Source organism: Sphingopyxis panaciterrae (genome assembly GCF_011762125.1).
GTDB classification, from domain to species: Bacteria; Pseudomonadota; Alphaproteobacteria; order Sphingomonadales; family Sphingomonadaceae; genus Sphingopyxis; species Sphingopyxis panaciterrae.
The window spans coordinates 453,661-478,469 of record NZ_JAASQN010000003.1 but is presented as its reverse complement, the minus strand read 5'-3'; the positions used below and the strand labels follow the sequence as shown (position 1 = coordinate 478,469).

23 protein-coding genes are annotated in these 24,809 nt (G+C 66.0%); 14 read left to right on the top strand and 9 right to left on the bottom strand.

What is annotated here, in order from left to right:
* Nucleotides 1-319 precede the first annotated feature (319 nt).
* Both FHR22_RS14275 and FHR22_RS14270 read left to right on the top strand, forming a co-directional pair.
* Nucleotides 320-1,498, top strand: a complete 1,179-nt coding sequence (locus tag FHR22_RS14275) for a PQQ-dependent sugar dehydrogenase (RefSeq protein WP_166943895.1) — start codon at nt 320-322, stop codon at nt 1,496-1,498.
* A gap of 10 nt (nt 1,499-1,508) precedes the next feature.
* Entirely contained in the window at nt 1,509-2,258 is a 750-nt protein-coding gene (locus tag FHR22_RS14270; protein ID WP_166943892.1) for an esterase/lipase family protein, read from the top strand.
* Nucleotides 2,259-2,272: 14 nt separating this feature from the next.
* Here the strand turns inward: FHR22_RS14270 and FHR22_RS14265 are convergent, their stop codons facing one another.
* On the bottom strand, nt 2,273-2,791 hold the full coding sequence (locus tag FHR22_RS14265) for a GNAT family N-acetyltransferase (protein WP_166943890.1): 519 nt from the start codon (nt 2,789-2,791) through the stop codon (nt 2,273-2,275).
* Nucleotides 2,792-3,051: 260 nt separating this feature from the next.
* Between FHR22_RS14265 and FHR22_RS14260 the strand changes: the two genes are divergently transcribed.
* Genes FHR22_RS14260 through FHR22_RS14250 form a run of 3 tightly spaced genes read left to right on the top strand, consistent with a single transcriptional unit; the run spans nt 3,052 to nt 4,865 of the window.
* A complete protein-coding gene (locus FHR22_RS14260; RefSeq protein ID WP_166943888.1) occupies nt 3,052-3,687 on the top strand; it encodes a class I SAM-dependent methyltransferase in 636 nt (211 codons plus the stop codon).
* A gap of 31 nt (nt 3,688-3,718) precedes the next feature.
* The gene (locus FHR22_RS14255) at nt 3,719-4,177 is read left to right on the top strand and encodes an RrF2 family transcriptional regulator (RefSeq protein WP_166943886.1); all 459 of its coding nucleotides are present in this window, start codon (nt 3,719-3,721) and stop codon (nt 4,175-4,177) included.
* Complete coding sequence (locus FHR22_RS14250) at nt 4,170-4,865, top strand: class I SAM-dependent methyltransferase (RefSeq protein WP_166943884.1); 696 nt, start codon at nt 4,170-4,172, stop codon at nt 4,863-4,865. Before FHR22_RS14255 ends, FHR22_RS14250 begins: the two co-directional genes overlap by 8 nt.
* A 40-nt stretch (nt 4,866-4,905) precedes the next feature.
* On the opposite strand, the gene FHR22_RS14245 is transcribed toward FHR22_RS14250, so the two are convergent.
* The gene (locus FHR22_RS14245) at nt 4,906-5,112 is read right to left on the bottom strand and encodes a hypothetical protein (RefSeq protein WP_166943882.1); all 207 of its coding nucleotides are present in this window, start codon (nt 5,110-5,112) and stop codon (nt 4,906-4,908) included.
* A 454-nt stretch (nt 5,113-5,566) separates the two neighbouring features.
* On the opposite strand from FHR22_RS14245, the gene FHR22_RS14240 reads away from it, so the two are divergent.
* From FHR22_RS14240 to FHR22_RS14230, 3 genes are all read left to right on the top strand, one after another.
* Entirely contained in the window at nt 5,567-6,886 is a 1,320-nt protein-coding gene (locus FHR22_RS14240) for a S41 family peptidase (protein ID WP_166943880.1), read from the top strand.
* Nucleotides 6,870-7,349, top strand: a complete 480-nt coding sequence (locus tag FHR22_RS14235; RefSeq protein WP_166943878.1) for a MarR family winged helix-turn-helix transcriptional regulator — start codon at nt 6,870-6,872, stop codon at nt 7,347-7,349. Before FHR22_RS14240 ends, FHR22_RS14235 begins: the two co-directional genes overlap by 17 nt.
* Before the next feature lie 93 nt (nt 7,350-7,442).
* On the top strand, nt 7,443-7,766 hold the full coding sequence (locus FHR22_RS14230; protein WP_166943876.1) for a hypothetical protein: 324 nt from the start codon (nt 7,443-7,445) through the stop codon (nt 7,764-7,766).
* 21 nt (nt 7,767-7,787) lie between these two features.
* Here FHR22_RS14230 and FHR22_RS14225 read toward each other — a convergent pair whose 3' ends face one another.
* The 3 genes from FHR22_RS14225 to FHR22_RS14215 form a co-directional block, all read right to left on the bottom strand.
* Entirely contained in the window at nt 7,788-9,905 is a 2,118-nt protein-coding gene (locus FHR22_RS14225; protein WP_166943874.1) for a TonB-dependent siderophore receptor, read from the bottom strand.
* 74 nt (nt 9,906-9,979) lie between these two features.
* Nucleotides 9,980-10,372 carry an acyl-CoA thioesterase gene (locus tag FHR22_RS14220; RefSeq protein ID WP_166943872.1) on the bottom strand — a complete coding sequence of 131 codons (393 nt, stop codon included), beginning with the start codon at nt 10,370-10,372 and terminating at the stop codon, nt 9,980-9,982.
* A 149-nt stretch (nt 10,373-10,521) separates the two neighbouring features.
* Nucleotides 10,522-11,772 carry a threonine ammonia-lyase gene (locus FHR22_RS14215; protein ID WP_166943870.1) on the bottom strand — a complete coding sequence of 417 codons (1,251 nt, stop codon included), beginning with the start codon at nt 11,770-11,772 and terminating at the stop codon, nt 10,522-10,524.
* 122 nt (nt 11,773-11,894) lie between these two features.
* On the opposite strand from FHR22_RS14215, the gene FHR22_RS14210 reads away from it, so the two are divergent.
* The 5 genes from FHR22_RS14210 (at nt 11,895) to FHR22_RS14190 (ending at nt 17,750) form a co-directional block, all read left to right on the top strand.
* On the top strand, nt 11,895-12,773 hold the full coding sequence (locus tag FHR22_RS14210) for an NAD(P)-dependent oxidoreductase (RefSeq protein WP_166943868.1): 879 nt from the start codon (nt 11,895-11,897) through the stop codon (nt 12,771-12,773).
* Complete coding sequence (locus tag FHR22_RS14205) at nt 12,770-14,419, top strand: amidohydrolase family protein (protein ID WP_166943866.1); 1,650 nt, start codon at nt 12,770-12,772, stop codon at nt 14,417-14,419. Before FHR22_RS14210 ends, FHR22_RS14205 begins: the two co-directional genes overlap by 4 nt.
* 4 nt (nt 14,420-14,423) lie before the next feature.
* Nucleotides 14,424-15,260 (top strand): class I mannose-6-phosphate isomerase, encoded by an 837-nt coding sequence (locus tag FHR22_RS14200; protein WP_166943864.1) that lies wholly within the window; start codon nt 14,424-14,426, stop codon nt 15,258-15,260.
* Nucleotides 15,257-16,498, top strand: a complete 1,242-nt coding sequence (locus FHR22_RS14195) for an NAD(P)/FAD-dependent oxidoreductase (protein ID WP_166943862.1) — start codon at nt 15,257-15,259, stop codon at nt 16,496-16,498. The genes FHR22_RS14200 and FHR22_RS14195 overlap by 4 nt, the downstream gene beginning before the upstream one ends.
* A 103-nt stretch (nt 16,499-16,601) precedes the next feature.
* Entirely contained in the window at nt 16,602-17,750 is a 1,149-nt protein-coding gene (locus FHR22_RS14190) for an alpha-hydroxy acid oxidase (RefSeq protein WP_166943861.1), read from the top strand.
* Between the two features lie 85 nt (nt 17,751-17,835).
* On the opposite strand, the gene creD is transcribed toward FHR22_RS14190, so the two are convergent.
* Together creD and FHR22_RS14180 are read right to left on the bottom strand one after the other, a co-directional pair.
* On the bottom strand, nt 17,836-19,338 hold the full coding sequence (creD, locus tag FHR22_RS14185) for a cell envelope integrity protein CreD (protein ID WP_208417704.1): 1,503 nt from the start codon (nt 19,336-19,338) through the stop codon (nt 17,836-17,838).
* A gap of 178 nt (nt 19,339-19,516) precedes the next feature.
* Nucleotides 19,517-20,248 carry a TorF family putative porin gene (locus tag FHR22_RS14180; RefSeq protein ID WP_166943860.1) on the bottom strand — a complete coding sequence of 244 codons (732 nt, stop codon included), beginning with the start codon at nt 20,246-20,248 and terminating at the stop codon, nt 19,517-19,519.
* Between the two features lie 579 nt (nt 20,249-20,827).
* On the opposite strand from FHR22_RS14180, the gene FHR22_RS14175 reads away from it, so the two are divergent.
* Nucleotides 20,828-22,411: a Na+/H+ antiporter gene (locus tag FHR22_RS14175; RefSeq protein ID WP_166943859.1), complete on the top strand. Its 1,584-nt coding sequence runs from the start codon at nt 20,828-20,830 to the stop codon at nt 22,409-22,411.
* A 6-nt stretch (nt 22,412-22,417) separates the two neighbouring features.
* Here FHR22_RS14175 and FHR22_RS14170 read toward each other — a convergent pair whose 3' ends face one another.
* Nucleotides 22,418-23,710 carry an amino acid deaminase gene (locus tag FHR22_RS14170; RefSeq protein ID WP_166943858.1) on the bottom strand — a complete coding sequence of 431 codons (1,293 nt, stop codon included), beginning with the start codon at nt 23,708-23,710 and terminating at the stop codon, nt 22,418-22,420.
* An 8-nt stretch (nt 23,711-23,718) separates the two neighbouring features.
* The gene (locus FHR22_RS14165) at nt 23,719-24,720 is read right to left on the bottom strand and encodes a dipeptidase (RefSeq protein ID WP_243853746.1); all 1,002 of its coding nucleotides are present in this window, start codon (nt 24,718-24,720) and stop codon (nt 23,719-23,721) included.
* Nucleotides 24,721-24,809 lie beyond the last annotated feature (89 nt).

Below are 24,809 nucleotides of genomic sequence, written 5' to 3'. Positions count from 1 at the left end.
GTGTTGTTCTTCGTGTGTGCTGTTGGGTCGCCCTCTGCGGCCTCCTGGGGCCCCCCCCCCCGGGGGGGGGGGGGGGGGGGGGGGGGGGCGCCCGCCCCCCCCCCCCCCCCGCCGCCGAAGGCGGCGCTCTGCCTCTGGCTCGCTGCGCTCGCTACCCACCCCTAACCCCTCCCTGAAAGGGAGGGGAATGTCTCGAATCCACTCCAAACCGGCCATTCCCGCCAGCTTGGAAAGCCACATAACGCCCGCCCCCAAACCCCTCGACTTTACCCGCGCCGGGCGGCAAATTGGCGCCGCCTCCAACCAAAGCGAGCCCCCCATGAAACACGCTCCATCGCTCACCCTCGCCGCCGCGCTGGTTATCGCCGCCTGTTCGGCAGGCACCGCGCCCAGCGAGGCCGCTTCCGCCGACACCGCCAAACTCGATGCATCGGGCGATCAGCCTGCAACGCCGCTCGCCGACGCGCCCTTCACGGTGCAGGAAGCCGCGCGCTTCAACGAACCATGGGCGATGGCCTTCCTGCCGGGCACGAAACTCGCGCTCGTCACCGAACGGTCGGGCAAGCTGAAACTGTGGCAGGAGGGCGGACAGACGCTCGACATCGCGGGAGTGCCCGCGGTCGCTTATGGCGGCCAAGGCGGCTTCGGCGACGTCATCCTTGCCCCCGACTTCGCGACCAGCGGGACGACCTACCTGAGCTGGGTCGAGGCCGGGGAGAAGGGCACATTCGGCGCCGTGGTCGGCAAGGCCAGGCTCGAACAGGGCGGTGGGCCGAAGCTTACGGCGTTGCAGATCATCTGGAAACAGGACCCCAAGGTGACCGGCCGCGGCCATTTCTCGCACCGCCTCGCTTTCTCGCCCGACGGCAAATATCTCTTCATCGGCTCGGGCGAACGGCAGAAATTTGATCCCGCGCAGGATATGAAGGCCAATCTCGGCAAGATCCTGCGTCTGAATCCCGACGGCAGCGTGCCTGCCGACAATCCTTTCGCCTCCGAAGGCGGCGTCACCGCGCAAATCTGGTCGCTCGGCCACCGCAATATCCTCGGCCTCGCCTTCGACGGCACGGGCAAGCTTTGGAACCAGGAAATGGGGCCGAAGGGCGGCGACGAGGTCAATCTGGTCGAGGCAAAGGCCAATTACGGCTACCCGATCGTGTCGAACGGCGACCATTATGACGGCAAGGATATTCCCGACCATCCGACCCGCCCCGAATTTGCCGCACCGAAGCTGTGGTGGAATCCGTCGGTCTCGCCCGCCGGGCTCGTCTGGTACGGCGGCGATGCCTATCCCGGCTGGAAGAACAGCCTCCTGATGGGCGCGCTGTCGGGCGAAGGGCTGATCCGCATGAGCGTCGACGGCGACAAGCTCCACAAGTCGGACCGCTGGAATTTCGGTACCCGCATCCGCGAGGTCGAGGTGCGCGATGACGGCACGATCTGGCTGCTTACCGATGGCGAAAACGGCAAGCTGTTGAAACTCGTGCCGAAGGGCTAATATCAGAGTGATGATCCGCGGTTTCCTCACCCGCCGGGCCGAATGGCCCGCGCGCATTCCCGATCCTGATGCGCCGCCGCCGCTGTCGCTGCTGTGGCGCGAGGCCGGCGCCTTGCTGCGCGCGATATCGGGGCGCATTCGCCCGATGCCGCCCGAACCCAATCCCGACAGCGACCATCCGCCGGTGATGGTGCTCCCGGGCTTTTTGTCGGGCGACTGGGCGACCAAGGCGCTGCGCGCCGACCTCCGCCGTGCCGGCTTTCGCTGCTATGCCTGGGGCCTCGGTTTCAACCGCGGCGCGACCGCCGACATCGTCGAGCGCATCGATAGCCGCGTCCAGTGGATCATCGACCGCACCGGCCATGCCCCCGCGCTCGTCGGCTGGAGCCTCGGCGGCATCTATGCACGCGAATATGCCAAGCACCACCCCGACAAGGTCGCGCGCGTCGTCACGCTGGGCTCGCCCTTTTCGGGATCGCGCCGCGCCAACCGCGCGTGGCGGCTCTATCATCTCGTCGCGCGCCACCCGGTCGACAATCCGCCGATCGACTTCCACCCTGCCCCGCGTCCGAGCATGCCGACCTTTGCCCTCTGGTCGAAGCATGACGGCGTCATCGCCACCGCCAGCGCGCGCGGCCTGCCGCACGAAAGCGACCGGCAGGTCGAGGTCGACTGCGGCCATATGGGCTTCGCCTATGCCCCCAACTCGGTCGCCGCGATCGTCAAGGCGCTGAAGGAAGAGGTCGGCGGGGCCGGATAAGGCAACAACGCCGCTCAGCACACGTCGATGCGGTACACCGGCTCGCGATGCCACATCAGTAGCATCCGTCCCGGCCGCTGGCCCGCCCGCCCGGTCGATGCGAAACCGATCCGCCGCAGCAGGGCTTCGGACCGTTCGTTGCCCGGGCGGCATTCGGCGATGATCGAACAGCCCGGCCGCGACGCCGCGAGCGCCTCGACAACCGCCCGCACGGCCTCGGTCGCGATGCCCTGACCCCGCGCCCGCGCGGCGAACCAATATCCTATCTCATATTCCCGGCCGATGCGGCGGTGCACCCCGATCACGCCGTAAAGCGCCCCGTCGCCGCGGCCCCGCACCGCGTGAAACACGTCGCCGCCGCCCGAACCGGCGATCAGCGCCCGCGCATCGGCTTCGGTGAAGGGCGCGGGCAGGAAATGGACCTGCGACGTCACCGTTTCGTCGGTGATCGCGGCGAGTCCGCGCGCGTCGTCGGCGGTCAGCGGCGTGATGCGGCAATGGTCGGTCGACAGGGCAAGCAAGGTATCGGTCATGTTGCGTCTTCTTCAAGAAACGCGCGCCGCGGCCGATGGGGTGGTGGTGATGTGATGACAACCATTCGCCTTTCCGGACACGGCGGCGATGGTCATAGGGTGATGCCATGCCGCTCCTAGATAAAGGAGCGCCAATACGCCTTGAATCGAAGGGATCGGTCGTTGGTCATCGTCGCCGCGACTATCAGCTTTGCGCGCACCGATCAACGCCTTCCGCGCATCGCTGGCGAAGCCGGCCGCGAAAGACTAATGCGAACGCCATGACCCCGCTCGATGCAGCGCCCTTCATCCGCGACAATTTGCCGGTACATCCCGTCCCCGGCATCCCCGAAATCCGCCTGCACAAGGCCGCGCCCGAAAGCGGACTCGGGCGGCTTGCCGCGCGCGACGCGGACGGTTTCGGCGCGCCCTATTGGGCGCATTACTGGGCCGGCGGCCTCGCGCTCGCGCGCCATGTCCTCGACTGCCCCGAAACGGTCGCCGGGCGCCGCATCCTCGATCTCGGCGCGGGATCGGGACTGGTCGCGATCGCGGCGGCAAAAGCGGGGGCGCGGCAGGTGATCGCGCTCGACGCCGATCCTTATGCGATCGCCGCGCTCGGGCTCAACGCGGCGCTCAACGGGGTCCGGCTCGACATCCGCGCCGGGGACGTGGCGGACCTCGATCCCCCCGCCGTCGACCTCATTCTCGTCGGCGACCTCTTCTACTCAGCCGAACTCGCCGCAACCGTCGTCGCCTTCCTCGATCGCTGCGGCATCGATGCCCTCATCGGCGACCCTTGGCGCCAGTCGTTGCCGGTCTCGCGCCTCGACGAAATCACCCGCTACGACGTCGCCGAATCGGGCAGCACGATAAAATCCTGCGGTATCTTCCGATTTATTGCATGCATGACTTGACCTTCGGACTTCACGCACTAATTAAAGTTACATGAAACGCGACAGCCGATTATCGGGCGTGCTCCACATCCTCCTCCATATGGCGGAACAGGCGGAGCCGATGACCTCCGACCAGCTCGCCAAGGCGATGCAGACGCACCCCGTCGTCATCCGCCGCATCCTCGGCGGGCTGCGCGATGCCGGGTTCGTCCATAGCGAAAAGGGGCATGGCGGCGGCTGGACGATCGCGCGCCACCTTGCCTCGATCACGATGCGCGACGTCTATGACGCGATCGGCCGCCCGAACCTGATGGCGATGGGCAACCGCACCGATGCGCCCGGCTGCCTCGTCGAACAGGCGGTCAACGCCGCGCTCGACACCAGCTTCCGCGATGCCGAGGCGCTGCTGCTCGATCGCTTCGCCAAAGTCACGCTCGCCGAGCTTTCCGCCGATTTCCACGCGCGCATGACCGCGCGGCACATGACAGAACAGGAGCATATCCATGACTAAAGGCGCCCAGCATTTCCTCGACAGCTTCAAGGATCCGGCTGCGGTCGAACGCTATACCGAAGGGCCGCGACGCTTCGTCCCCGGCCTCGACGGCCTCCACCGCATGACCGGACTGCTGCTCGCCGAACGCGTTCCCGACGATGCGCACATCCTCGTCCTCGGCGCTGGCGGCGGCAGCGAGATGAAGGCGATGGCCGAAGCGCATCCGGGTTGGCGCTTCACCGGCGTCGATCCGGCGGGTCCGATGCTGGGCCTCGCGGCCAAGGTCATGGGCCCCGACGCGCACCGCGCCGAGCTGATCGAGGGCTACATCGACGACGCCCCGGCCGGTCCGTTCGACGGCGCGACCTGCCTGCTGACGCTGCACTTCCTCGAGCGCGAGGAACGTATCCGCACCGCAGCCCAAATCTGTGCCCGTCTGAAACCGGGCGCGCCCTTCGTCGCTGCGCACGGCAGCTTTCCGCAGGCTGCGGGCGAACGCGATCGCTGGCTCGATCGCTATGCCTCCTACGCCATCGCCTCGGGCGGCGACCCCGATCAGGTCGCCAAGGGGCGCGAGGCGGTTGCGACGCACGTCGCGATGCTCAGCCCCGAGGCCGACGAAGCCGTGCTGCGCGCCGCCGGCTTCACCGGCGTCGAGCAATTCTACGCCGCCTTTACCTGGCGCGGCTGGGTGGGATATGCGTAGAAATATGTTCCGCTGACGGTGGAACCGGCCCCGGCCCGCGTCAGTCGCGCGGCTTCACCGTCACCCACACGCTGACCGGCGCCGCGAATTTTCCGGGCGCGGGCTTGCCGACGTCGATCCGTTCGGCGGTGACCATCTGGCCGGTCTCAAGAGTGAAACTCGCCCACGGCTTCGGCATGCGGCCAAAGCTCATTTTCTGGATCGGCTGGCCGGTGGCGGTGTTCATGATTGTCGCGATGATGCCCATGCCCCGCCGGTAGCGACGGACTACCGATTCTGTCCAGCCCGAAGCGAGGCCACGCGTCGTCTTTCGGCCGTTAGCTGCCCCACACTTCGTCATCCCGGGCTTGGCCCGGGATCCCGCTTTTTTGAGGGCAGCGACAGTTTTCGACCTCAAGCGGGACCCCGGATCAAGTCCGGGGTGACGAAAAGGGAAATGGCAGCTTTCGGCCGGTAGTGGACGTTTGCATTTCCTATCGATGTCATCCCCGCGAAAGCGGGGACCAGGACGGGATTGCCCAGCCCTGGGTCCCCGCTTTCGCGGGGACGACAAAGATGAGGGCGCATGACGGGGTTTGAACGGCAGCTCCCCCAAACCGACGCTCGCCTTCTGCCGGCGGTTCTCAAAACAGGCTTGCCTCGCTCAATTATACAATATATTGCGCAATATATTGTATAAAGATTCGAAAGACGGAAATATCATGCAGACAAAAGGATTGACCGGCGCGCTTGCCGTAGCAACGGCGTGGCTGGCGCTGGTGGGCGCGGCGGACGAGGCGCCTTTGAGCGCTGCCGACAAGCGCGCGATCGTCGAAGAACTGGGGAAGGCGCTCGAGGCAAATTACGTCTTTCCCGACAAGGCGAAGACGATCGCCGGAACGCTGCGCAATCATCTGCAAAAAGGTGACTATGACGCTGTCAGGGACAAGCCTGCGCTTGCGCGCGAATTGAGCGAGGATCTGGTCGCCGCGAGCAACGACCTGCACTTCGCGGTGGGGGTCGATCCCGACTGGGTCGCCGACTATGCCGCGCGGCAGGACCCCGCCCGCGCCGCCGCGCTACGCGACAAGGACCGTGCGGGCGAAGCGCGGCAGAATTTCGGCTTTGCCGGCCTGCGCTATCTCGACGGCAATATCGCCTATGTCGACCTGACGCATTTCGCCGACCCCGAACCCGGATATGATGCAGCAGCAGCCGCGATGCGCTTTATCGAGAACGGCGACGCGGTGATTTATGACCTGCGCTACAACAACGGCGGGTATCTGGAGATGGCGCAGTTGCTCGCGAGCCAGCTCTTCCCCGGCGACAAGGATCAGGAGCTGTTCGACTATTATTACAATCTCGACGGCCGCCGCGTCGAGCGGGGTCAATGGGTGCTTCCGGCGCTGCCCGCGAAACGCCTGACCGGCAAGCCCGTCTATGTCCTCACCGGCTCGACCAGCTTTTCGGCGGCCGAATGGTTCGCTTACACGTTGAAGAAGCTCGGCCGCGCCACGCTGGTCGGCGAACGCACCGCGGGCGGGGCGCACCCGGTCGATCGCAAACCCGTCGGCACCGATTTTTTCCTGCAGGTGCCGATCGGCCAGATCCGTGACCCCGTCGATCACAGCGATTTCGAGGGACAGGGCGTGATCCCCGACCATCTGGTTGCCTCCGCCGACGCACTTGCCGTCGCGCATCGGCTCGCGCTTGCCGAGATCGTCAAGGCCGATCCGGCGAAACGGGCTGACGCCGACTGGCTCGCCCCCGAGCTCGCCGCGCATGGCCAGCCGTCCGCCGCCGCGCTCAAGGCGATGACCGGCCGTTACGAAGGACGGCACATCGACCTCGTCGATGGCAAATTGCTCTACACATGGCGCGAGCGTTTCCGGCTCGCACTCGAACCGCTCGGCGGCGACCTGCTCGCGATCGAGGGCGTGCGCGACTTCCGCTTCCGCGTCGTGCGAAAAAACGGCAAGATCATTGCGCTCGAACGGATCAACCGCGATGGAACGACCCAAAGCTATGCCCGCATCGACTGACCTGCCCGCACGCGAACTCGACGACATCTCTTTTCTCGGCCGCCTCAGCGAAGCGCTGAGCACGCGGATCGAGGAACAAACGCGTCCCCTGTTCGACGACGCCGGCATCACGGTCCCCGTGCGCTCCTGCTCGCTGCTCACCGCGCTCGGTTCAGCGGGCGAAGCCTCGGCCGCCGAACTCGCGCGCGCGCTCGGCCAGTCGCATCAGTTGGTGATCCAGAAATGTCCCGCGCTGCTCCGTCTCGGCCTGATCACCCAGCATCCCGACAGCGCCGACGCGCGGCGCAAGATTTTCCGGCTGACCGAGGCCGGCCACGATCAGCTGCGCCGTATCGAGGCCTATAGCGTGCGGATAAGTGGCGTTTATCGTAGCCTGTTCGCCGAGGTTGGCGATGTCCATGGCGCGATCCTCCGCGCCCTCAACGCCCTGGAAATGCGGCCACTGCGCGAACGCGTCGGCTAAACAAGCACCGTTCGCGCTGGCGAAGGAACACGCATCCGAATAAGGATGACCTGCGTCCGCCCGGATGCGTCCGGCCCGACAGGAAAGCCCGCCATGATCCTCGCTCCCCTCACCCTCCTCCTCGCGGCTCAAGGCGGCGCGGCGGGCGTCTGTCCCTATGCCGTGATCGCGGGCGACGCCAGCGCGCGCAAGACGAACATCTACCGCACCCCGACGATCGCGTCGGGAAAGGCCGGCAAACTCGACCGCGGCACCCCCGTCTTCGTCTGCGGAGCGCGCGGCAACTGGCTGTGGGTGCATTATTCGCAAGGCCGCCACAGCTGCCGCGGGACCACGGGCGGCCTCGACACCCGTTATGCCGCGACCTGCGCCAAGGGCTGGGTCGAACGGCGGCGCGTGGCGGTCATGGCGCGCTGATCCTGCCAGGCGGCCCGGCTGTCAGAAACGATAACCCAACGTGCCGATGACATTGCGCGCATAGCCAAAGCTGCATGCCGACCGCACCGAGCATTGGGCATAATAATTTTTGTCGAACAGGTTGGTCGCGTTGACGCTGAGCGACCATTTTTTCCATTCGAGCGCCAGCAGGGCGTCGGCCAGCGTGAAGCCAGGGGTACGCAGCCGTTCGATCTGGCCGTCGGGGTCGACGTCGTAAAAAGCCGCCGCTTCCTCGGTCGCGCCGACATAACGCACCCCCAACCCGATACGCAGCATCAGGTCGCTGCCGAGCGCGACGCTCTTTTCGCCCCACAACGAAGCGGTGTCCTTCGGGATCGCCGAAATCGGCAGGCCGACGAGCAGCGGATCGGTGTCGAAGCCGGTCCGCGCCTTCACATGGCTGTATGATGCGGTGATCGTGTAATTACCGGGCAGGACGCGCGATGCTTCGAGTTCAAAACCGCGCGACCTGACCGTGCCGACCTGGATCTGGTTCTCGCCATTGTTCGGATCGGTGGCGAGCAAATTGCTGCCCTTGATGTCGAAATAGGCCGCCGACAGCAACATGTTCGCGTCGGGCTGCCAGCGCAGCCCGCCCTCCCACTGCCGCCCGCGCTGCGGCCGGAAGCTGTCACCGAAGAAATCGATCCCGGTGATCGGATTGAACGATTCCGAATAGCTGACATAGGGCGCAAACCCCATGCCCGGCTTAACGATCAGGCCGGCGCGGAAGGTGGTCGCATGATCGACCTGCTTGGCATCGCCCTCCGACCAGCTCGTCGCGCGGTCGCGCCGCGCGCCAAGGACGAGCGTCACGACGTCGGCATAATCGATCTGGTCCTGCACATAGAGGCCAAGCTGGGTGTTGCGGCTGTTCGGATCGCGTTCCGCATCGAGCTCGGGGACGTTGGCCGGGCTGTAATCGGGGTCGTAGATATCGATCGGCGCGGCGGCGTCATAGATCGTCGATCCCTGCAGCGTCGAGCGCAGATAGTCGATCCCGACGAGCAGCTTGTGCGTCAGCGGCCCGGTGGCGAAATCGAAGCGCAGATTATGGTCGGTGGTGACCATGTCGAGATCGGTATATTTGTCATAGCGATAGCGCGGCAGGATGCGGTTGCCGGCGTCGAGGAACGGGTTTTCCAACCCGTTCCAGACGTCGGGTTCGATGTCACCGTTCGCGGTGTCGCTGTGCACATAGCGCAGCCGCCCCGAATAGGTCACGGCATCGCCAAAGCGGTGCGTCGCCTGCAATGTCGCGCTGTAATGATCGGCGTCGTAGAAATTATGACTCGGCTCGCCCAGATAGACGCCGCGGCGCAGCTCGCGATCGCGCGACGGTGCCAGCAGCGTTGCATTGACCGGCAGGAAGGACGCGATCGAGGCTGCGCGGTCGCGCTGGTAGACGCCCGACAGGATGATGTCGGTCCGCTCGTCGGCCGACCGGAAGCGCAGCGATGGCGCAAGAAACAGGCGGTCGTCCTGCCCGAAATCGACCTGGTTGTCGGCATCGCGCAGCACCCCGACGAACCGCGCCGCCAGCGTGCCGCTGTCATTGAGTGCCCCGGTCAGGTCGACCTGCGCCTGCTTGCGGTCGAAGCTGCCATATTGCACCGCCGCCTCGCCGCCGAAGTCGAACTGCGGCACCTTGGTCAGGCTGTTGACGATGCCGCCAGGCGCCGCCTGCCCATAGAGCACCGACGACGGGCCGCGCAGCACCTCGATCCGCTCGAGGTTAAAGCTTTCGGTGCGCGCCGTGTAAAAGGATTCGCCCTGGCGCATGCCGTCAATGAAATCGGTCGAACCGAAACCGCGCAGCGTGACATAATCGAAGCGGAAATCGGCTCCATTGGGCTCGGTGCGCAGCCCGGGCGTGTAACGCAGCGCCTCCTGCACCCCGATCGCCCCGCGCGCGGCGATCAGGTCGGCGCCGATAACGCTCAGCGATTGCGGCACTTCGGCGATCGATGTGTCGGTCTTCGTCGCGGTTTCGGCGCGCGCGGTAACGACGATCTCGGCCACATCCCCCGCCATCTGCGCATAAGCGGGGCTGACAAACAGCAGCGGCAGCGCGAGGGCAGAAATCGAGAGGACGAAACGACGACGGCAACGCGGCATGACTTGGGGACTCCCTTTGCGACTCCCGCCGCCTAGGGAAATTGATATCGACTTTCAATAGCGCCGTACCCCATTCACCCCGTGAAGGGAGCCACGACCTCCGCCGTTACCCGCAGCGGCCGCCCGCTCGCCTTGTCCAGCAATGCCCAGACGGTTCGCGCCCGCACATGCACGCGGCCGTCAGCGCCGGTGAATTCCATGAAGCGGTCGAACTTCGCGCCTTGCGGCTTGTCGGCGACCCATGTTCGCGCCGTCACCGTCTCGCCGGGGCCGAGCGCGCGCAGATAATCGATCTCGTGCCGCACCACGACCCAGATATAGGCGTCTTTATGCGATTGCGGCGCCGCGGCGTCCCAATGACCGGTCGCGACCTGCTGAATCCATTGGACCCAAACGGCATTGTTGACATGGCCCAGCTCGTCGATGCTCTCGGGCGTCGCGGTCAGTTGAAGAGCGAATTCTTTCATCGGCACCCAGACTATGTCGAGATTCAGTTCGTGGTGGAGCGAGAATGGCTGGCTCCGAGAACCGGAGCGCAGCGTACTTCAGTACGTGAGCACCGGAAGCGCAGGAGACGGTCGTTCGCAGCCCGCCACGGGCTGAATATCGGCATAGTCTACGCCAGTTCCACCGTGGTCACCATATACCCCGCATCGCGCAGCGCGGTGACGAGGCTGTCGAGATGCTCGCGGTCGCGCGCCTCGCATTCGATGTCCGTGATCAGTCCCTTCGCCGGCAAGGTCGTGAAGATGCGCTGGTGATAGATTTCGATGATGTTGACCTGCTTCTCGTCGAACAGCTTCATCACCTTGAACAGCGCGCCCGGCCGGTCCTGCAACCGGATGCGCAGCCGCGCGATACGCCCCGAACGCGCAAGGTCGCGCAGCAGCACATTGGCGAGCAGCCGCGTGTCGATATTGCCGCCGGTCAGCACCAGGCCCACTTTTCGCCCGGCAAACTCCTCGGGATGCGCCAGCATCGCCGCGAGCCCCGCGGCACCGGCGCCCTCCACCACCGTCTTTTCGATCTGCAGCAGCAGGCTCACCGCGCGCTCGAGGTGGCGCTCCGCGACCAGCACGATATCGTCGTTGAGTTCGGCCACCAGCTTGCGCGTGTACGAACCGGGCTCCTTGACCGCGATCCCTTCGGCCAGCGTATCGCCCTCGCACGCCATGTCGACGCCGTTCAACTGCGCATACATCGACGGGTAAAGCTCGGCTTGCACCCCGACGAGGCGGACGTCGTTCTTGATCCCGCGCGCCGCGGTCCCCATGCCCGCGAGCAGCCCGCCGCCGCCGATCGGGACGATCAGCGTGTCGAGCGCCGGCACATCCTCGAGCATTTCGAGCGCCACCGTCCCCTGGCCCGCCGCCACATGCGGATGGTCGAAGGGATGAACAAAGGTCAGCCCGCGCTCGACCTCGAGCTCGCGCGCATGCGCATAGGCGTCATCGAACTTCTCGCCGAACAACACAATCGTCGCGCCATGGCTCGCAGTCTGCGATACCTTCACCTGCGGCGTCGTGCTCGGCATGACGATCGTGACCGGCACGCTCAGCCTTTTGCCGTGATAGGCCAGGCCCTGCGCATGATTGCCCGCCGATGCCGCGATCACGCCGCGCGCCCGGGCTTCGTCACTCAGCAACAGCAAGGCGTTGAGCGCGCCGCGCTCCTTATACGCCGCAGTGAACTGCAGATTTTCGAATTTCAGCCAGACCTCGGCGCCGACCATCTCGGACAGCGTCTGCGAATGCAGCGTCGGCGTCCGCACGACCGCGCCATTAATTCGCCCGGCCGCCGCGCGCACATCGTCCAATGTGATCGCCGGCAGGTCGGCGGCGGGGGTCAGGGTGAGTTGATCGGTCATAGTGCGCTGGCCCTAACGACAAGCAGAGCTAAGGGGAAGGGCGAGAATTAATCGAGCGACGCGTAACGATTGCGGCGGCGCATGTCTGGCGCCCGGCTCGATCCATGGTTATGGACCGCTGCATGACCGAACAAAAACTCCGCATCAGCTTCATCGGCACCGGCGTCATGGGCGGCCCGATGGCGGGCCACCTCGTCAAGGCGGGCCATGACCTTACCGTCTACAACCGCACCCGCACCAAGGCCGACGCCTGGGCCGCGCAATATGGCGGCGCCGCGGCATCGACCCCGGCCGAGGCGGCGAAGGACGCCGATGTCGTCCTCTCGTGCGTCGGCAACGACGATGATCTCGCACAGGTCACGCTCGGCCGCGACGGCGCTTTCGCTGCGATGCGCAAGGGCGCACTCTTCATCGACCACACCACCGTTTCGGCGCGCATCGCGCGTCAGCTTTCGGTCGAAGCCGAAAGTCTCGGGCTGCTCGCGCTCGACGCGCCGGTCTCGGGCGGCGAAGCGGGGGCGCAGAACGGCACCCTCTCGATCATGTGCGGCGGCAGCGCGCAGGCCTTCGCCGCCGCCGAGCCGGTGATGGCCGCCTATGCCGCGCGCATGGTCCATATCGGCGGCCCCGGCGCGGGACAGACGACGAAGATGGTCAACCAGATCGCAATCGCCGGCGTGCTTCAGGGCCTGTCCGAAGCCGTGCGCTTCGCGCAGGCATCCGACCTCGACACCGACAAGGTGTTCGAAGCGATCTCGGGCGGCGCCGCGGCCAGCTGGCAGATGCTCAACCGCTGGGGCACGATGGCGAAGGACGAATTCGACTTCGGCTTCGCGGTCGACTGGATGCGCAAGGATTTGGGCCTCGCGCTCGAGGAGGCGCGCATCAACGGCGCGACCTTGCCCGTCGCCAGCCTCGTCGACCAGTTCTACGCCGACGTCCAAAAGGCCGGCGGCGGCCGGCGCGACACGAGTTCGCTGGTCACCCGGTTGCCGAAGTGACGGTTCGCGCTTCCCTCGCGGCGCTCGCCCTCCTGTTCACCGCGCCGGCGCACGCCGACACGCTCGTCGACAATGTCAACGGCATCACGCTCGACAAGGACGGCAAACTCGTCCGCTTCACCGGGCTCGTCATCGACCGCGAGGGCAAGGTCAAGCAGTTGCTCGACCGCAAGGACAAGCGCCCCGAACGCCCCGATTTCAAGCAGGACGGCGGTGGCCGCACGTTGATCCCGGGGATGATCGACGCGCACGGCCATGTCATGGGCATGGGCTTCTCGCTGATGCTGCTCGACCTTTCGGAAACGAAATCGCTCGCCGAGGCGCAGGCCGCGATCCGCAAATATGCCGCCGCGAACCCCGAAATGCCGTGGATCATCGGATCGGGCTGGAACCAGGAAAAATGGGGGCTCGGTCGCTTTCCCACCAGCGCCGATCTTGACGCCGCGGTGCCCGACCGCCCGGTCTGGCTCGAACGCGTCGACGGCCATGCCGGCTGGGCGAACAGCGCCGCGATAGCGGCGGCGAAAGTCACCACCGCCAGCAAGGTGCCCGAGGGCGGCCGCATCGAGATGGAGGGCGGCAAGCCGAGCGGCGTCTTCGTCGATTCGGCGATGGCGCTCGTCGACAATGCGAAGCCGAAACCGCTGGCGCGCGATCTCGACCGCGCGTTGTTCCTCGCGCAGCAGAAACTGCTCGAACAGGGCGTCACCAGCATCGCCGACATGGGCACGACGATCGCCGACTGGCAGGCGTATCGCCGCGCCGGCGACAAGAAACAGCTCGCGATCCGCATCCTCAGCTATGGCGCCGATATCGACAATATGACGATCATCGCCGGGCAGGAGCCAACCCCGTGGCTCTACGACGACCGCCTCCGCATGGTTGGGGTGAAGCTTTATCTCGACGGCGCATTGGGCTCGCGCGGCGCGTGGCTGAAGGCACCCTATAGCGACGCACCGGGACAAAAGGGGCTGCCGCTGCTCACCCCCGCGCAGCTCCGCAACAAGATGGTGCGCGCGTCGATGGACAAGTTCCAGGTCGCGATCCACGCGATCGGCGACGCCGCCAATGCCGAAGCGCTCGCCGCGATCGGCGACCTCACCGCCGACCTGCCCGGCGAACGCCGCTGGCGCATTGAACATGCGCAAATCCTCGATCCCACCGACATTCCCCGCTTCGCCCAGTTGAAGGTCATCGCCTCGATGCAGCCGATCCACCAGCCGTCGGACCGGTTGATGGCCGAGGCGCGGCTCGGCCCCGACCGCCTCAGGGGCGCTTATGCGTGGCGCAGCCTCGAAAATGCCGGCGTCCGCCTGGCGTTCGGCTCGGATGTGCCCGTCGAAAGCTCGAACCCCTTTCCGGGCATCGCCGCCGCCATCTCGCGCACCGACGCCGCGGGCCAGCCGTTCGGCGGCTGGCATCCCGAGGAAGCAGTGACGCGCGAAACCGCGCTCGACGGCTTCACCCGCACCGCCGCCTTCGCCGCCTTCGCCGAGGACCGGCTCGGCACGCTGATGCCCGGCATGCGCGCCGATTTCCTGATCGTCGACGCCGATCCGCTGCTCGCCAGCCCCGACGAGATCCGCCGCATGACGCCGCGGGAAACCTGGATCGGGGGTTATCGGTATTACAAGCGGAAGGAATGACCTGATGTCCGCTATCCGCCTCTCCCCTCGCCGCGTCGCCAAGCCTTGGGGGCGTACCGATATCGGTCCCCCCTTCAATCGTGAAGCGCTCGACGCGGGCGATGAACGTATCGGCGAGATCTGGTTCGAGCTTCCGGCAGGACGTCCCGAACCGGCGCTGCTCGTCAAATATCTCTTCACCTCCGAAGCGCTGTCGGTGCAGGTCCACCCCGACGATGCGCAGGCACAGGCCGACGGCGCGCGGCAGGGCAAGGAGGAGGCGTGGGTGATCCTCGACGCCGAAGACGGCGCCGCGATCGGCCTCGGCCTCGAACAGCGCATCACCCCCGAACAGTTGCGCGCCGCCGCACTCGACGGCAGCATCGAGCGGCTGATCGACTGGAAACCCGTCGCCCCCGGCGATCATTTCCACGTCACCCCCGGCACGATCCACGCGATCGGCGGCGGCCTCACGCTGATCGAGGTCCAGCAATATGCCGACATTACCTATCGCCTCTACGATTATGGCCGCCCGCGCGAATTGCACCTCGACGCGGCGATCGCGTGCGCCGAAGCCGGTCCCTATCTGACCCCGAACCTCAGGACGCCGATCGGCGTCGGCGTCGATCGGCTTGTCGACGGCCCGAAGTTCGGCCTCGTCGACGCGCATTGCGACGATTTCGCCGCGCTCCCCGATCCCGGCGCCTATGGGCCCGTCTGGTTCATCCCCGTCGATGGCGCGGGGTCGATCGATGGCGAAGCGTGGCAACCGGGCGAATGCTGGCTACTCGACGATGCGGCGGGCCTCGCGGCACTCGGCGGCAGCGGCCGCGCGCTGATCGCCTGGACGATGGCTGCATGACCCTCGGACGCCGCAAGCTTCTGGCAGCGCTCGCGACCGTCCCCGCCGCACTCGCCCTCGGCGGCGCCAGAAAGGAACCGAAGCCCAAGGATCCGCCCGAACCGCGCAAGTCGCGCAAGCGGAAGGGCGCCAAGGCACCGCAAAGCCATGTCGACGTTGCGGTCGTCGGCGCGGGCGCGCTCGGCGCGTGGACCGCATGGCACCTCGTCCGGCAGGGCAAGAGCGTGCGCCTGTTCGACGCCTATGGCGCCGGCAACGGCCGCGCGGCGTCGAACCTGCCGTCGATGATGCTCGATCCCGTGCAGGGCGGCGACGCGCTCTATGCGAGCCTCGTCTCCGACAGCTATGCGGCGTGGCAGAGGCTTTCCGACACCGCCAGCCTGCCGATCCTGACCGCTTGCCAGGCGCTGACGACGCTCACCGCGACCGACAGCATCGCCGCCGCGCGGGACGTCGACCGCGAGAGCGGCGACAAGCTCAAGAACCGCTTTACCCAGATCGCCTGGCACCCCGGCGAAGCCGCGCTGGTGGCGGAGAAGGCGGCGATGCTCGCCGGGCGGCGCGGCGTGCTCGAAACATTGCTCGATGGGCAGATCGAACCCGAAGCCGTCGTGATGCCCGCACCGCTCCGCGACAAGCGCAGCGACCTTTATGTCCTCCCCGACGGCGGCACCGCGGGCAGCATCGTCTATGCCTGCGGTGCGTGGCTGACCGAACTCTTCCCGCAATTGCTGACTCCGCAGCGCCTCTCGGCCGTCCGCCACAATGTCTTCCACTTCGGCCCCGGCCAAGGCGACCTGCAATATCGCCCGCCCGCGATGCCCGCTTTCGTCGACCGCGCCTATGGCTTTACGCTGCTCCCCGATATCGAGGGCGAAGGCGTGCGCTGCTGGCGCAGTGCCGGCGACGCGAGCGTCGATCCCGACAGCTTCGACCGCCGCGCCGACGAACGAGCGCTCACCGATGTCCGCCTGTGGCTCGCCGGCCGCCTGCCGCGGATCGGCACCGCCCCCATCGTCGCGAGCGCCGCGGTGCACGACTGCCGCACCGTGACCGGTGACCTGCTGCTCGACCGCCTGCCCGAGCATCCGCGCGCCTGGGTCGTCGGCGGCGCCGCAGGCCGCGCTTTCAGCCTCGCCCCCGCGATCGGCGCACGGGTCGCGGCGCATGTCGCCGACGCCAGCCGCCCGCTCGAACCGCGCTGGGCGCTCGCGCGACTGACGGGCGGAGCCGTCTAGCCCGCTCATTCGTCATCGCGAGCGTAGCGAAGCAATCCAAGGCTTGCGTAAACCGCTCTGGATTGCTTCGCTACATTTGCAATGACGGGAATTTGGGGCCGATATGAAACTCACGGACTGCCACAATATCGACGATTTCCGCGCGCTCGCGAAGCGCCGCCTGCCGTGGCCGGTGTTCGACTATATCGACGGCGCCGCCGATGACGAGGTCACCCGCCGCCGTAATCGCGAGGCATTCGATCGCTGCGACCTGATCCCCCGCGTCCTCGCCGGGGTTGAAAGCGTCGACATGCGCACCACGCTGTTCGGGCGCGAAATGGCGATGCCGCTCTTCCTCTCGCCGACCGCATTGCAACGTCTCTTCCACTGGCAGGGCGAACGCGCCGTCCTCCGCGCCGCCGCAAACGCCGGCACCGTCGCCGGCATATCGAGCCTTGCGACGATCGGCCTCGCCGAAGCCGGAGCGCTCACGAACGGCCCCAAGCTGTTCCAGCTTTATGTCCACCACGACGAAGGGCTCAACAAGGCCATGCTCGATGCCGCGCGCGAGGCGCAATTCGACGCCGTCGCGCTCACCGTCGACACGATCGTCGGCGGCAACCGCGAGCGTTGCCTGCGCTCGGGCTTCACCTCGCCGCCGCGCTTCACCGCGCGCAACCTGCTGAGCTACGCCGCCAAGCCCGGCTGGGGTCTCAACTATGTCCTCCGCGAGAAATTCAGCCTGCCGAACCTTGCGACGCACGTCTCCGAAGGGTCGAGCGTCCCCAAATCGGTTGCCGAATATTTTACCTCGATGCTCGACCAGAGCCTCGACTGGAAACGCGCCGAGGCGATCCGCAAACAATGGGGCGGCCCCTTCTGCCTCAAGGGCATCGTCGCGGTCGAGGATGCAAAGCGCGCCGCCGATATCGGCGCCACCGCGATCATGGTGTCAAACCACGGTGGACGGCAATTGGACGGCAGCATCTCGCCCTTCGACGCGCTCGCCGAGATCGTCGACGCGGTTGGCGACAAGCTTGAGGTCATCTGCGACGGCGGCATCACGCGCGGCACCCACGTGCTGAAAGCGTTGTCGGTCGGCGCGAAAGCCTGCTCGGGCGGCCGTCTGTACCTCTACGCGCTCGCCGCGGCGGGCGAGGACGGCGTGGTGCGAACGATCGCGCTACTCCGCGACGAGATCGAGCGCGGCATGAAATTGATGGGGGCGAAGAGCCTGGCCGACCTGTCGCGCGACAACCTGCGCTGGCGCTGAACGAATGGAGTGAACCCCGGCGAAAGCCGGGGCCCACGAAGTGTAGCGCAAGATAGCATGGACCCCGGCTTTCGCCGGGGCACACTCAAGCCGCCACCGCCTCCTCCTTCTTCCCCAGCCCGCCCCAATCGATATTCCGCGTCATGTACATCACCCCGGCAAGGGCGAAGAACATCAGCACCGACCCGATGAGCAGCGAATAGGCCTCGAGGTTAAGCAACACATAGAGCAGCGCATATAGCCCGATCAGCATCGCGGCGAGGAAGCGCGCGCGCTTCCAGCTTTTCAGTACCGCTGCGCTGTAAAAGGCGAGCAAGCCGATGATCGCCGCCGACGCGAGCAGATAAGCCGGGGTAAAGCCGATCACCTCCGCAAACGCCAGCAGCAGCACGAAGAACAGCACCAGCGCGACGCCGGTCAGCAGATATTCGGCCGCCGCGACCCGTGCACCCGCAATGACGTCGAACATCAGGAAGGCGACGAAGGTGAAACCGATAAACAAAAAGCCGTATTTGATACTGCGGTCGACCTGGCTGTAGAGGTCCACGGGCTCGATCAGGCTGATCGCAACCGCCTTCGCAGTGCCGCCCGACCCTTCGGACGCCGTGTCGGCCGCCACCGCGACCTCGACGGCGGCCGTCTCCGCATAGCCGCGTCCGCCGCCATAGTTCGTCGTCACCGGCGGCGACAGGTCGCCCGTCAACACCTGCGCCTGCCCCAGCGCCAGGTTGGGAATCGCATAGGTCGCGGTGAAGCCGCTTGCCTTCACGTCGCGCTTCGCGGGCAGGAAATCGCCGCCGAAGCTCGGGTTCGGCCAGCTCGATTTGACCGTCCAGCGCGTATCGACCCCGCGCGGGATTAGGCGGAAGTCGCCCAGCCCGCGCACGCCGATCCGATAATCGACCTTCATCGGCGCCGCCGCGCTCCAGTCGACAAAGGCGAAAGTTCCCGAATTGCCGGTGGACAGCAGCCCCTTGCCCGGTTGGAGCGCCACTGCCGTGCCATTCACCGACAGGCTGTTGCCGTCGACCAGTCCGCGCGCATCGCTGACCCCCAGCCGCACCTCGGCGCGGTCGAGCATCAATGCGTCGCGCGTCACGCCGTACCGCGCGATGTCGGCGGGCAACACGAACTCGGCGCTACCCGCGATCTGGCTTTCATAGACCACCGTCTCGTAAATCGCCTTTTTCCGCTTCTCAGGTCTGATGACGACATCGGCCTTATTGACCTGCGGCGAAAGATAGAGGTTGCGGATCAGGTTCACTGTCCGCGTTACGTCGCGGCCATTCTCGGTGACCGTCTGTGTTTCCGTCGCGCGATAGGGAATGACAATCACCGGCCCGGCGATCGTCTGCTGCCCGCCCCAGCCCTGTCCGATCGACGCCTGCGCGGTTTCGGCCTGCTGCTGGCGGTCCCAAAGCAGACCATAGACCATCAGCAGCGGCACCATCAGTGCGACCGCGATCAGCACCGCGATCACCAGCTTGATACCCGGGCTGCGCTCGCCGCGCACGGGCGGCGGGGTGGACGGCTGCAGGGGCGATGTCGGGGGGATGGAGTTCTGGGCAGGCTGAGGGGGACGAGCCATGGGGGTCACTCTCCGGTTGTTTCAGTTCGTCTATGGATTTGCACGCTTCATCGACATGGTCAACCCGCTTGCGACGAAGCGCGCGCGCATGAAAAAAGCGGCCGCGCGGGCCGCCTTCTCATGAAAGTGGAAAGAAGGAAGGGCGGCCTCCCCCCAGAGGCCGCCCTTCGGCCCGGCGTCAGAAAGCTGCGCCGAGCGAAAAGACGACCGCGCCGTCGGCGCCGACCGTTTCCTTGTAGCCGCCGAACTTCGGCGCGTCGGTATTCACATAGGCGACGCCAAGCGTCAGCACCTTCCAGGTAAAATCGACCCCGACCGAATAGTCGATCACGTCGCCGTCGAGCCCGCCCAGGAAGCTGTCGCTCTTGGCATAGCCGAAATGGCCCTTCAGCTTGACCGGCGTGTCGGGAATCTGAACCCCGACGTCGCTGTACAGATAGACGCCGCTGTTATCGCCGAGCGAATTCTGGCCGCCCGGTGCCCAGGCGATGCCGCCCTTCACCGTCGCCGGACCGATCGCGCCGGTCAGTGAGGCATAGGGTTCGATCACCGTCGTGTTGTTGGCACCCGGATACAGATAGACGGTGGCGCCGACATCGGCGGTCAGGCCCGGCGTCACCTCCTTGGCAAAGCCCGCGAAGACGTCGATCTCGGTGCCGTTGTTGAACCCGATGCTCGATCCCCAGGTGCCGGCATAGAGGCCGCTGTCGTGGCCGATGGTAAAGCCGCCCTGGATGGCCGCCTCTTCGTTCGACTGGCTGAAGCCGCGGAAACGATAGTCGCTGACGACGGTGGCGCTGCCGGTGATGGTGATGCCGTCGCCGGCGTCTTCTTCCTGGGCAAATGCCGGCGCCGAGATGGCCGAAACGGCGAGGAGCATGCCGAAGCATGCGCGCGCGAGATTTTTCATGGACAGATCCCTGATTGGTTAAACGGATCGTCCCTGCCTGCCGCCCGACAGCCAGCCTCTGTTCGGGCCAGTCCGGTCGTGCGAGCCCCGTGTGTCGGTGAAATTGCTGCGGCGCACAAATGAAAAATTGCGGCGCGACTTGCAAAACCATCTTCATGCGACTTTTGTGCAACAGGCTGTTGCGCGATCGCGGCGCCACCCGAAACAATCTTGCCCCGCGCGGCGGCGCGGATAGTCACCCGGCGTTCCGCGCCAACAATCTGATTTTCAAAGTCGAACTTTCCGGGCCGATCCCCGCAGCGGCAAGATCCGCCCTAAGTCGCGTGGACAAATTCGTAACTTGTCGAAACGGCCGCCCTGGAGTGGAGAGCAGACGTTCGCTCGCCCATCCGCTCAAAATCTTGCGTTGGCTCCGAATCGAACCCCAAGTCACGGTAGCCATCATGTCGCGCCCCCCCCCGCCACCGGAACATATTGATCGCAGCCGTAAAGGGCGCCAGACTGCCACCTGATCCAGCAAAAGATGGGGGGCCAAATATGTCATCGTCGCTCGGACTTCGTACGGATCGGACCTGATCGATGCACGGCGTCGAAGCGTTCGAACTCGTTCTCGGGCTGCTGGCGCTTGTCGTCGGGCTGCACTGGCTGGCGCTCAAGCTGCACTGGCCGCCCGCAACCGCGCTGCTCGTTGGCGGCGGCGCGCTGGCTTTCGTACCCGGACTGCCCTCGATCTCGCTCGATCCCGAACTCGCGCTTGTCCTGTTCCTGCCGCCCCTGTTGATGGACGGCGCCTATTACACCGCGCTCGGCCGCTTCCGGCGGCATTTGCCGGGGATCCTGTCGCTCGCCGTCGGCGCAGTGGTGTTCACCACGCTCGTCGTCGGGATGGTCGTACACTGGATTATCCCCGAACTGCCATGGGCCGCCTGCTTCGCGCTCGGCGCCATCGTCTCGCCGCCAGACGCCGTGTCGGCGCGCGCGGTATTGAAGGGCGTGCATCTGCCCCGCCGGCTCGAAGCGTTGCTCGAAGGTGAAAGCCTGCTCAACGATGCAACCGGGCTCATCCTCTTCCGCTTTGCCGTCGCGGCGACGCTGAGCGGGGTCTTCCACACGGGTGAAGCACTACAAAGTTTCGCGGTGGTAGCGATCGGCGGCGTCATCGTCGGCGCGGCGGTCGCGGCGGGCTGGATATTCCTCGCCCGCCATATCCGCGACCAGATGCTGGTCATGCTGATCACGATCCTGCTCTGCTGGGCCGCCTATCTCGCCGGCGAAGCTGTCCATGTGTCAGGCGTCATCGCCACCGTCACCGCCGGGCTGGCCATGGGCTGGTATCAGCATGAAATCCTGCCCGCGAGCGTCCGGCTGCGTGCCAATTCGGCATGGCAGATCATGGTCTTCGTTCTCGAAGCGCTCGTCTTCATCCTGATCGGCTTTTCGCTGCGCGGCGCGATCGAGCGCGTTGGCGGCATCGAGGCCGTCCCGACCGCGTGGGTCCATGTTGTGGTTGCGGTGGTCGTGACCGTGACCGTCGCACGCTTCGTGTGGATTTTCGCGTCGGAGGCGATCCTGGAACTGGCGCGGAAAGCCGGGATCGCGCGCGCCCGGCCGCTGGGATGGCGGCAGGCGACGGTTCTCGGCTGGGCGGGGATGCGCGGCGTCGTGACCCTGGCGGTGCCGCTGACCCTGCCCGCCGACATGCCCGGCCGCGACCTGATGCTGATCGCGGCCTTCGCGGTCATCTTCGTCACCGTCGTCGCGCAGGGGTCAAGCCTTGGCGCTCTCATTCGCAAGGTGCGCCCGGTCGACACCGATCCGCCGGCCAAGATGGCGCTGCCCGCGGCCGAGGGCGCGATGGCGCGCGCGCGGATGGCGGTGATCGAAGAGCTGGCCTACGCCCCCGACGGCACGCTGATCCATCCGCAGATGCTGGAAGAACATCGCAAACGCATGCGGTTCATGGAGCGCTACGAAGAAGATGCCGGTACCGCGATGGACAATCTGCGCCCCCATTTCGACGTCCTGTTGAAGGCCATCGCGGCGGGCCGCGCAGAATTGATCCGGATCCACCGGGCCGGCCTGATCGAAGATGAGGTGCTGCACGAACTGGAACGCGACCTCGACATCGAGGAGATGGCGATGGTGTTTCAGCGCGGCGATTAAGGGGCTTTAGAAGAACGTCCGTATCGCATCGACGACGCGATAATCGTTGTCGACAACCAACATCACCGGCCAGCGATCGAAGGTCGTGCAAGGATGCGCGATGCCGCAAGCGATCCGGTCGCCGACGCGCAGCGGACTGCCCTCCGGCAGCGTGACATAGGCGTGCTGGTCGTTCATCCGGAGCACCTGGTGCCCCGCCAGCGGCGCCGGTGCCGCCATCCCGTCGCGGTGCCATTTCAGCGGTGTCGGCATATGGACGTCGAACGAGGCATCGCGCTTGCCCATCGTGACGATCGCCAGACCCGGCTCGGGCAGCGACTGGACATAAGCCCAGACCTCGATCGCCGGGCGCAGTCCCTCGCCCAGCTCGCCGACTTCGGGCATGCGCTGCGCGATCGCCTTCGCATATTCGCTGAACCAGCTGGAATCATGCGTGACATAACAGCCGCTGCGCAGGACGAAGATCGCCTCGCGCTCGGTGCCGAGCCGCCGTCGCAACGACGACGGCAGGTCGTAGAACTGCGATCCGCCCGCAGAGACGATGACCGGCCCGGCAGCGAACAGGCCCAGCGCATCGCACCGGGCGGCAACCTCGCTCATGTCATCGAGCATTTTTTCGATGCGGACGATGGTTTCGGCCGGGTCGGCGACCTCGAGCACACCCTCGAATCCTTCGACGCCGCGAAGCGCCAGATGCGGGCCCCCGTCATGGACGGCGCGGGCGATCTCCACCGCCTGTTCAACGCTCCGCGCGCCGGTGCGGCCGCCTGCCTGGCCGACTTCGACAAGCAGCTGGATCGGGCGCGGACAACCGCTCTTGGCCGCGGCCTCGCGCAGGATGTCAACCGACGCGACCGAATCAACGAGGCAGTAGAAATCGAAATCGGGATCGCGCGCCAGTTCGGACAGGATGAAGCGGATGCCAGCCGGATCGACGAGCTGGTTGGCAAGCAGGATACGCCGGATGCCGAAGCGGCGATAGACATGGAGGTGCGACACCGTCGCAGCGGTGATGCCCCATGCGCCGGCGCGCAGTTGCCGGTCGAACAATTGCGGGCTCATGCTGGTCTTGCCGTGCGGACACAGCAGCATCCCGGTCAGCCCGGTAAAGCGCCGCATCCAGTCGACATTGTGATCGATCGCCGATTGCCGCAGCACGGCCGCAGGCAAGGGCATGTCGCCTTCGAGCAGGCGCCACCCCTGGCGTCCGATATCGCGAAGCGGCAACGCCGCCCCGCCGGGAATGGCTTTGGTGCGATCGTCGACCGGGCTGTCCCAAATCTCCGCGAGATCGAGCATCGCTGGCCTCAGCCCGAGAAACCGAAAGCCGGGCGCCAGACCTGTTTCGCCACCCGCATCAGGTTACCGCCAAGGATCGCCCGAATATTATCGTCGGCATAGCCGAGCCGGCCGAGCCCGCCGACGATATCCTCCATCGCTTCGGGCGGCACCATTTCGAGCGTCGGTCCATAACCAAGCTCGGGCGGGAAAATCGCGGGGTTAGCAAGAAATTCTTCCAGCTCACCCGCGTCGAACACATAATCGAGCCCCAGGCCGACATGGTCGATGCCGATCACGCCGACGATGTGATCGAGGTGACGGATCAGTCCGTCGACGAGGTCGATACCGCCTTTGCCGAGGAACAGTCCGATCCCGTTGAGCCCGACGACGCCGCCGGTCGCGGCGCAGGCTTTCAGCACATGGTCGCGGACGTTGCGGGGATGATCGTGGATCGCGCGGGCGTTCGAATGCGAGAAGATCACCGGGCGCGAACTATATTCCATCACCTCGAGCGCGGTGCGTTCGCCGGTGTGCGAGCAGCAGGCGACCATGCCGACGCGCGCCATCTCGTCGAGGATGCCGCGGCCGAATTCGGTGAGCCCCTGGTCCTCGTCCTGACACCCGCCACCGACCGGGTTGTTCTGGTTATAGGCGATGAGCATCCAGCGGACGCCGAGGTCGTAATAGAGCTGGACCAGGCTGGGCTGGTCGGCGATTGCGTTCATTCCCTCGATATCGAACAGCACCGCGAGCTTGCCCGCGCGGCGCGCTCGCTCGATATCGTCGACCGAAGTCGCCAGCATATAATCGTCGCCATGCAGCGCCAGCCAGCGTCGGAACTGCGCGACCATGCGCAGATGCTCCTCGACCCCCTGCTGGCCGAAGCCGATGTTGATCGTTACCGCGTTGACGCCGGCTGCCCTGTAGCGGGCGAGCTGCGGCAGGAAGCTCTCGTCAAGCGGGCGCAGCGGCATGCAGCCATGATTGTCCCAGACCAGGCTGTCGTCGAGCAATGCACGCGGCGTCATCGAATTCACGCTTTCCTCCCGTCATGACCCGATTCCATCAAAGGCCATTGACCAAACGATACACAAGTGTTTGGATATGAGTCGACAAA